This is a genomic window from Pyrobaculum sp. (assembly GCF_049971835.1).
GTDB lineage: Archaea > Thermoproteota > Thermoprotei > Thermoproteales > Thermoproteaceae > Pyrobaculum.
Genome location: NZ_JBMFKV010000114.1, coordinates 1 through 6,533 on the forward strand (window position 1 = coordinate 1; position 6,533 = coordinate 6,533).

Annotated in this window: 9 protein-coding genes and 1 pseudogene; 6 read left to right on the plus strand and 4 right to left on the minus strand. The window is 55.4% G+C overall.

The features are described from left to right. The 6 genes and pseudogenes from ACP5J3_RS09720 to ACP5J3_RS09745 all read left to right on the plus strand — a co-directional run. A pseudogene (locus ACP5J3_RS09720) lies at nt 1-409 on the plus strand (type II secretion system F family protein); the annotation flags it as partial. Continuing rightward, nucleotides 382-1,860 carry a type II/IV secretion system ATPase subunit gene (locus tag ACP5J3_RS09725; RefSeq protein ID WP_428495509.1) on the plus strand — a complete coding sequence of 493 codons (1,479 nt, stop codon included), beginning with the start codon at nt 382-384 and terminating at the stop codon, nt 1,858-1,860. The pseudogene ACP5J3_RS09720 and the gene ACP5J3_RS09725, both read left to right, overlap by 28 nt. Next, on the plus strand, nt 1,857-2,636 hold the full coding sequence (locus tag ACP5J3_RS09730) for a type II secretion system F family protein (RefSeq protein ID WP_428495510.1): 780 nt from the start codon (nt 1,857-1,859) through the stop codon (nt 2,634-2,636). Before ACP5J3_RS09725 ends, ACP5J3_RS09730 begins: the two co-directional genes overlap by 4 nt. Before the next feature lie 68 nt (nt 2,637-2,704). Then, nucleotides 2,705-3,043, plus strand: coding sequence for a hypothetical protein (locus ACP5J3_RS09735; RefSeq protein WP_428495511.1), 339 nt, complete (start codon nt 2,705-2,707; stop codon nt 3,041-3,043). 111 nt (nt 3,044-3,154) lie between these two features. After that, nucleotides 3,155-3,397 carry a hypothetical protein gene (locus tag ACP5J3_RS09740; RefSeq protein ID WP_428495512.1) on the plus strand — a complete coding sequence of 81 codons (243 nt, stop codon included), beginning with the start codon at nt 3,155-3,157 and terminating at the stop codon, nt 3,395-3,397. 2 nt (nt 3,398-3,399) lie between these two features. Beyond that, complete coding sequence (locus tag ACP5J3_RS09745) at nt 3,400-4,131, plus strand: hypothetical protein (RefSeq protein WP_428495513.1); 732 nt, start codon at nt 3,400-3,402, stop codon at nt 4,129-4,131. A gap of 11 nt (nt 4,132-4,142) precedes the next feature. On the opposite strand, the gene ACP5J3_RS09750 is transcribed toward ACP5J3_RS09745, so the two are convergent. The 4 genes from ACP5J3_RS09750 to ACP5J3_RS09765 all read right to left on the minus strand — a co-directional run bounded on the left by ACP5J3_RS09750 (nt 4,143) and on the right by ACP5J3_RS09765 (nt 6,239). Continuing rightward, entirely contained in the window at nt 4,143-4,298 is a 156-nt protein-coding gene (locus tag ACP5J3_RS09750; RefSeq protein ID WP_428495514.1) for a hypothetical protein, read from the minus strand. Nucleotides 4,299-4,527: 229 nt separating this feature from the next. Continuing rightward, entirely contained in the window at nt 4,528-5,193 is a 666-nt protein-coding gene (locus ACP5J3_RS09755; protein ID WP_428495515.1) for an ABC transporter ATP-binding protein, read from the minus strand. A gap of 316 nt (nt 5,194-5,509) precedes the next feature. Next, nucleotides 5,510-5,995, minus strand: a complete 486-nt coding sequence (locus ACP5J3_RS09760) for a flagellar biosynthesis protein FlaG (RefSeq protein WP_428495516.1) — start codon at nt 5,993-5,995, stop codon at nt 5,510-5,512. A gap of 37 nt (nt 5,996-6,032) precedes the next feature. Then, nucleotides 6,033-6,239: a PaREP1 family protein gene (locus ACP5J3_RS09765; RefSeq protein ID WP_428495517.1), complete on the minus strand. Its 207-nt coding sequence runs from the start codon at nt 6,237-6,239 to the stop codon at nt 6,033-6,035. Between the last annotated feature and the right edge of the window lie 294 nt (nt 6,240-6,533).

Genomic DNA, 6,533 nt, shown 5'->3' on the forward strand with positions numbered 1-6,533 from the left:
GGGGGCTAGGCTCCCGGAGGTGCTGGACGTGGCGGCGCGGAGCTTCGCCTCGGTGGTGGAGTTCCGCTCTTCTCTTCTCTCTCAGCTGAGGCCCTACGTGGCGCTGTTCTACGCGGTGTTGCTGGTGTTCGCCGCTCTGGCAGACGTTTTGGTATACTTCCTCCTGCCCGAGCTGGCGAAGTTCTCCGCCGCCTCGGCGGGCCCTATACAAGGTATACAGCTGGCTGTCGTTAGCCGAGATTTGGCTCTCCGTGTGCTTTATATATCTGGCATTGCCAACAGCGTCGTGGGTGGGGCTGTGGTGGGCAGGTTGGTCAACGGGAGCGCGAGGGCGGGGATGGTCCACGGAGGGGCTGGGGTGATTATGGTAGGGGTGGGGCTATGGGCGCCGACGTGGCTGGGGTTCTAAGCATTTTGGATCGGTACGAGGTGTCGGAGTATGTGCAGGCCATGATATATGTGGATAAGGAGGGTTTTAGGAGGTACCGCCCGGTGGAGCCGCCTCTGAGCGAGGAGGAGGCCCGCCAGCTGGCGGCGTTGAAGCGGGCTGTGCAGAACATGGGCGAGGTGAGGGACGGCGTGTTGAAGCTTGCGCGGGAGAGGAGGGCCGAGTATCTGGAGGAGCTGGCGAGGCGGGCGGCGTCGGAGTTTAAGATAAGGATAGACGAGAGGAGGTGGGGGAAGCTGATGTACTTCCTGCGCCGGGATCTGCTCGGCTACGGGAGGCTCGACCCCCTGGTTAGGGATCCCTTTATCGAGGACATACATGTGGACGGCCCGGGGCATGTCTACATCTGGCACAGCCGCTGGGAGTCGCTGAAGACGGACATAGTCCTCACGGCGGAGGAGCTGGACGGATACGTGCAACGGTTCTCCGCCTTGGTGGGGAGGCCGGTGTCCTACGCCGACCCCGTGCTTGAGGGCATGTTGCCGGAGGGGTTCCGCGTGGAGCTTGCGGTTCCGCCCATTTCGCCCAGGGGGCCGAGCTTCGTGGTGAGGAAGTACTTCGTGGTGCCCATCACCCTGGTGGATATGGTGAAGATGGGCACCATCTCTAGCGACGCCGTGGCCTACCTCTGGCTTATGCTTGACTACGGGAGGAATATCGTCATCGTTGGGCCCACGGGGGCGGGGAAGACCACCCTCCTCAACGCCCTGCTGTATCTGGTGAGGCCCGACGCCAAGATCTTAACCATAGAGGACACCAGGGAGATCAACATAATCCACGACCACTGGCAGGCCCTCTTAACTAGGCCGGGGAGGCACGAGGGGGTGAGAGACGTCTCCGCGTTTGACCTCCTGACCATAGCCATGAGATCCCGCCCGGACTACCTGGTGCTCGGCGAGGTGAGGGGGGAGGAGGCCTACGTACTGTTCCAGGCCTTCGGCTCGGGCCACTCCGGCGCCACGACTATACACGCAGAGACTATAGAAGACGCTGTGAGGAGGCTCCTCACCAGGCCTATGAACGTACCCCCCATGTTGGTGGGCCTCGCACACGTCTTCGTGAGGATTTTGAGGGTGAAGGTGGGAGGCCAGATCACCAGGCGGGTGGTGGAGATCGCGGAGAACATGGGCATGACGCGCGGAGGACGCCCCAGGCTACACTACGTATTTAGGTGGAACCCCGAGGCCGACAGGCTGGAACAAGTGGAGGAGAGCCGCCACCTCGAGACTATTTCAAGAACTAGGTTTATCTCTCTGGATTATTTGAAAAGAGAGTTGGAGAGGAGGAGGGCGTTGATAGCCGAGATGGTGAAACACGGCTTCTCCACGCCGTACGTCGTCGCCAAAATATTCACAAAATACCACATAGACCCCGACCGCACGCTTGAGGAGGTTAGGCGGGGCGCCGTATGATCTACAAGCTGTACCGCCAAAGCGGCCTTGCCTTCTCCTACCGCCGATACCTATTTATACTGACAGTGGCGCCAGCCGCCGCGGGAGCCGCGGCGGGGATCGGGGCGCTGTTTCTGCTTGGCCCCGTCGCCGCCGTGGCCATCGGCGCAGTGGCGGCTTTGCTGACGTTCGCCGGGGTTTTGCTCTACCCCGTGTACCTAATCACCGCCAGGCGGAGCCACTTTGAAAACAACTTTGTCTATACGCTGGGCGTAATGCTCCCCCTCCTCGCGGCTGGCCTGCCGCTTGGGCGCGTGGTGACGAGGCTGGCTGAGGTGGAGGAGGACCGGTTCATCGCAAGGGAGCTGGCGCTGGCGGCTAGGGAGATGGTGGTGATGGGCTCCAGCCCCGAAGAGGCTCTGGCCCACAGCGCGGAGAGGGTGCCGAGCCCCTCGTATAGAGAGACGGTGGAGCTTATTACCAAGTCGTCCCGGGTGACACAGCGCGTAGATCTAGTGCTGATGGCTAGGCTCGACTGGATGCTTAGGGCTAAGCAGGTGAAGGCGCAGTCGCTGGTGAGGTCCCTCTCCCTCATGTTTGAAATCTTTGTGGTTGTGGTCATGTTGCTCCCCCTCCTTGTCTACATAGTGGCGCTTGCCTTCAGCCCCCTGGGCGCCCTGCAGGCCGGCCCAATGAGCGTCGACCCCCTTACGCTGATGTTGTTCATGGCGCTTATCTACATCCCCATAGTCGGCTTTATTTTCTACGTTATTTTTGACTCAATGGCAAATATTTAAAGAAAATAGAACTCGAATTTATTTCCGTTACTATACAGCAATATATATATAAGACTTTTTTGTAGTTTGTGTCTGAAATAGGGAAGGGCGCCAGGGAAGGGCCGCGATCTGAGCTCCTTGAGCATCCTAAATGTGAAGATATTGAACTTCTCCGTGGTTTTGTAAAATTCTACACCTCCCTCAACTCCTCGCTTAGGACTTTTATACACTACCGTGTGTTGTCTAGATTCGGCAAGTCATTTGAGCAGATAATTCTGGAGAATCCGTCGTCGGTGTACCAAGTGCTGAGCGGAGCCCTGGGTCAGCACAACGCCGAGCTTTTTCTCTACATGTTCAAGACATGGCTCGAGAGGCAGGGCTGTATAAAATCTATAGAGGAAATAGGGAAGATTTTGGGGAAGCCATGAAGTTGCGCGGCGTTACCCTGGTTTACGGGCCGCCTGGGTCAGGGAAGACGACGCTGACCGCTTGGTATGTCCATGGAAATTACGACAAGGTGTTTTTGGGTCTCCGCGTTTGTGGATGAAGTAGCTTTTAGGAAAAACATGGCGGCGCTTGGCTACGACTTTGGCGATAGGCTGGTGTTTTGGGAGGCTCCTCTAACAGAAGCAGGGGCCTTCTTTAACACGTTGGTGGACTCGGTGATCCGGGAGAGGCCCGGGGCTTTGGTTATCGACTCGGTTACAGAATTTCTGAGTCTTGGGGGTGGGGTTGATATTATCCACAACGTGGTGTATAGAGTCATAAGCAGGCGGGTATAGACGTGTTTTTAACCGCAGAGAGAGAGGTGGCGGAGAAGGTGGCGTACATAGCCGACAACGTCATTGAGTTGGTATATGACCTAAAGCCCTACGGCGCCATTAGAGAGATGTTAGTGAAGAAGGTTAGGGGTGGGAAGGCGGGTTATTCAGTGCCGTTCGTAATCGCCGAGGGCTATGGAGTGATAATATTTGACAAGACTACCACAACAACTTCGGCGGTGGAGGTGGTGGAGACTGGGTGGTGTCTAGACGCCGCCGCTGGGGGGCTCTACAAGGGTTTGCTTCACAGCGTGGTGGGGCCGATGGGGGCGGGGAAGAACTGGTTCATAATAAACACAGCAAGGGCTTTAATGGAGAGGGGAAGAAAGGTTAGGTACATAGACATGGCTGCCGGTGGGTTAATATACGCCGAGAGTAGGGGAGTACCTGCCTTGAGGATGGAGATGAACTTTGAAGAGCTTCTAGTTACGCTATATAAATTGGCGAGGGAGGGGTACGACGCCGTGTTTATCCGAGGGCTTGACTTGGTGAGGGCCATGTATGGCGACGAGAGCCTATACAAGGTGTTGAAGGTGTTGCGGAAAATTGCACAGATGGGACCTGCTGTCGTGGTGTCTCTACGCGACCTTGAGAAATTCGACATGTTCTTCGACGTCGTGATTAGAGTAGATAAAGGCGTAGTACAAGCAGTTCGGGCGCCAGGCGGCAAGGTGGGGGTGGATATACCCTGCTAACCCCCTCTTTTTTATTTCTCTATAAACCGGTCTAGCTCCTCCAGCGTTACGTAGCATTTCTGCTTGGCTAATTGTTGCTGGAATATTCGGAGTAGTAGCTGGTAGTTGTGGGGCCCCGCGAATTGGAGAAATGCCTTGAGCGCTTCGCGGGGCGATGTTTCTAGCAACTGCTCAAGGGGGTTGCCATGATTTTCAGCGTCGCTGTGTTCATCAGCGCCTTGAGAGACGGGCTGAGGCCGTCAACCGCAGATTTTAATTTATCTTTGTCGAGGGACGCAACCTCTTACTATACCCACTATATATACCTATATACCGTGTATATGCCGGTTTTATAGTTACCTGTCGGCAGAACGTAGAGCTTCCTCGGCGTGGGGGATATTGCCAAGAAGCTGGATCTCAGCTTGTTTCCACAATCTTGCCGTCTCGCATCTTGGCGTAGCGATCGCAGTAGGTTAGTAGTTCTAGGTTGTGGGTCACCATGACGATGGTGACGCCCAGCTCCTTCTTGAGGTTGAGGAAGGTCTCCATAACCACCTTAGCCGTGGCGCTGTCTAGGTTGCCCGTCGGCTCGTCTGCGAGGAGGATTCTGGGCCTTGTCACAATGGCGCGTGCAATTGCCACCCTCTGCTGCTCGCCGCCGGAGAGTTGTGTAGGCTTCTTGCGGGGGTCGACGTGGCCGAGGCCTGCGAGTTTCAGCGCCTCCAGCGCCGCCTCTCTCCTCTTCTCCCTGGGGACTCCCCTGAGTATGAGGGGGAGCTCCACGTTTTCCAGTATAGACATCCTGGGGATTAGGTAGAACAGCTGAAAGACGAAGCCGATGTTTCTGTTTCTAAACTCCGCCAGCTGGTCGTCGCCGAGGTCGTTCAGCCTCGTGCCGGCTACCCACACCTCGCCCTGAGTCGGCTTGTCCACGCCGCCTATTATGTGGAGGAGGGTGGACTTGCCCGAGCCGGAGGGCCCGATGAGGCACTGGAAGACCCCCCTGGGGACTTCGAGGCTTACCCCCCTGAGGGCTGGGTAGTCGCCGTAGAGCTTCACCACGTCCCTCACAACAATCTCCATGCAGGTCGGGAGGTTCCTTTCTTAAATACGTTGCTTACATGAGGTGAGGGGCATCAAAGGCATAGGGGGAGTTGTTGTACAAGGGGGACCGACCGCGGCGCTCACCGGGCCCCTCCGGGGCTCTCAGCCGCCGTGTACTGTCTGGGGCTTATTTAAAATTTTTTCTTGGGACTTACTGTCAATAGGCTCTTACTCAAAGAGCCAGAAAACCATAACCACACCAAAACCACCTCAATAACAGAAACCAGGACTATCAAGACTGCTCCAACAAGAGGAGAAACACTCCTGAGAAAACCCATATAAAAAAAGGGGGGGTTTACGAGGCAGTTACCGTAACCGCGAACTCTGTACCCTTCTTCGTCACCAGCTTAATGACGTAGTCGAAGCCAGAAGAGACGCCGCAACCAGACGTACTAAACCTAACTAATTGCACAGAGCCAGGGTATAGACTATTTACTTGCGCTGATGTAGTGCTAGTTGACTTGTAGTACGTGACTTGTGAGCCGTCGACAACACACAGCGGGTTTATGGTGCCTGGCTTGAGTATGTATACGGTGGCGATTGTGACGTTGTCTCCCCCGAGGTTGCGGATGTAGAGCGACGCCCGTACCGGAGTACCGCTGGTTAGGTTGGCGGCTTCGATTTTTAGTTTTTCTGAGGCGGCCATCTGCTCTGCTTGGGATGTGGCTTTTGTGACGTATCCGGCGAACCAGAGGTATACCAGCACCGCTCCTATTACCGCCACTACTATTAGCAACACCGCGGCGACTATTGGTTCCAGACCTTTGGTTTCTGTCTTCATGTACATCAAAAACTCACTAGGTTTAAAAATTTAACACTTAAAAAAGGTGACGTACACTTGAAAAATACTGGATTACATATAAGGCGGAGCCCTCCCTAAAAATACAGGTCGCCAGAGCCGCCTTCCAAGCCTTCCCCGCGGCGTTCCGTACAAGGCCCCGATTTAGGTACCCAAGGGCGAGGGTTGTCTCAGCTGATGCCTCAAGGATTCGGGCGTTAACGTAGTCCTTGGCGGGGGGCTCCACGTCTAGTACATATGGTAAATTTAAAATCTTCTGTGCGAACTGGTAGGGCGCCTTTCACATCGCTAGCTCCAACTCACCTACTATAGTAATACACCAGATCTGTGGTGCCAGGTGGGCGGATTGTGCGGCTCCCACATCTAAGTCTGTATTTAAAATCGGCTACAGCTTTCTACTACCACATGTACACTCTTCCCGACCTTACGCCATACAATTTTCCTGATTCAGGAATGTGTACGATTACAAGTCATGAAGAACGTAGATGGGGGTGTTGCGCCGCTTCTGCTAATTTAGAAC

Bases quoted from the DNA above. Each gene is read 5' to 3' on its own strand.
- ACP5J3_RS09725 (WP_428495509.1), top strand. From the start codon at position 382: ATGGGCGCCGACGTGGCTGGGGTTCTAAGCATTTTGGATCGGTACGAG.
- ACP5J3_RS09730 (WP_428495510.1), top strand. From the start codon at position 1,857: ATGATCTACAAGCTGTACCGCCAAAGCGGCCTTGCCTTCTCCTACCGC.
- ACP5J3_RS09755 (WP_428495515.1), bottom strand. From the start codon at position 5,193: ATGGAGATTGTTGTGAGGGACGTGGTGAAGCTCTACGGCGACTACCCA.
- ACP5J3_RS09760 (WP_428495516.1), bottom strand. From the start codon at position 5,995: ATGAAGACAGAAACCAAAGGTCTGGAACCAATAGTCGCCGCGGTGTTG.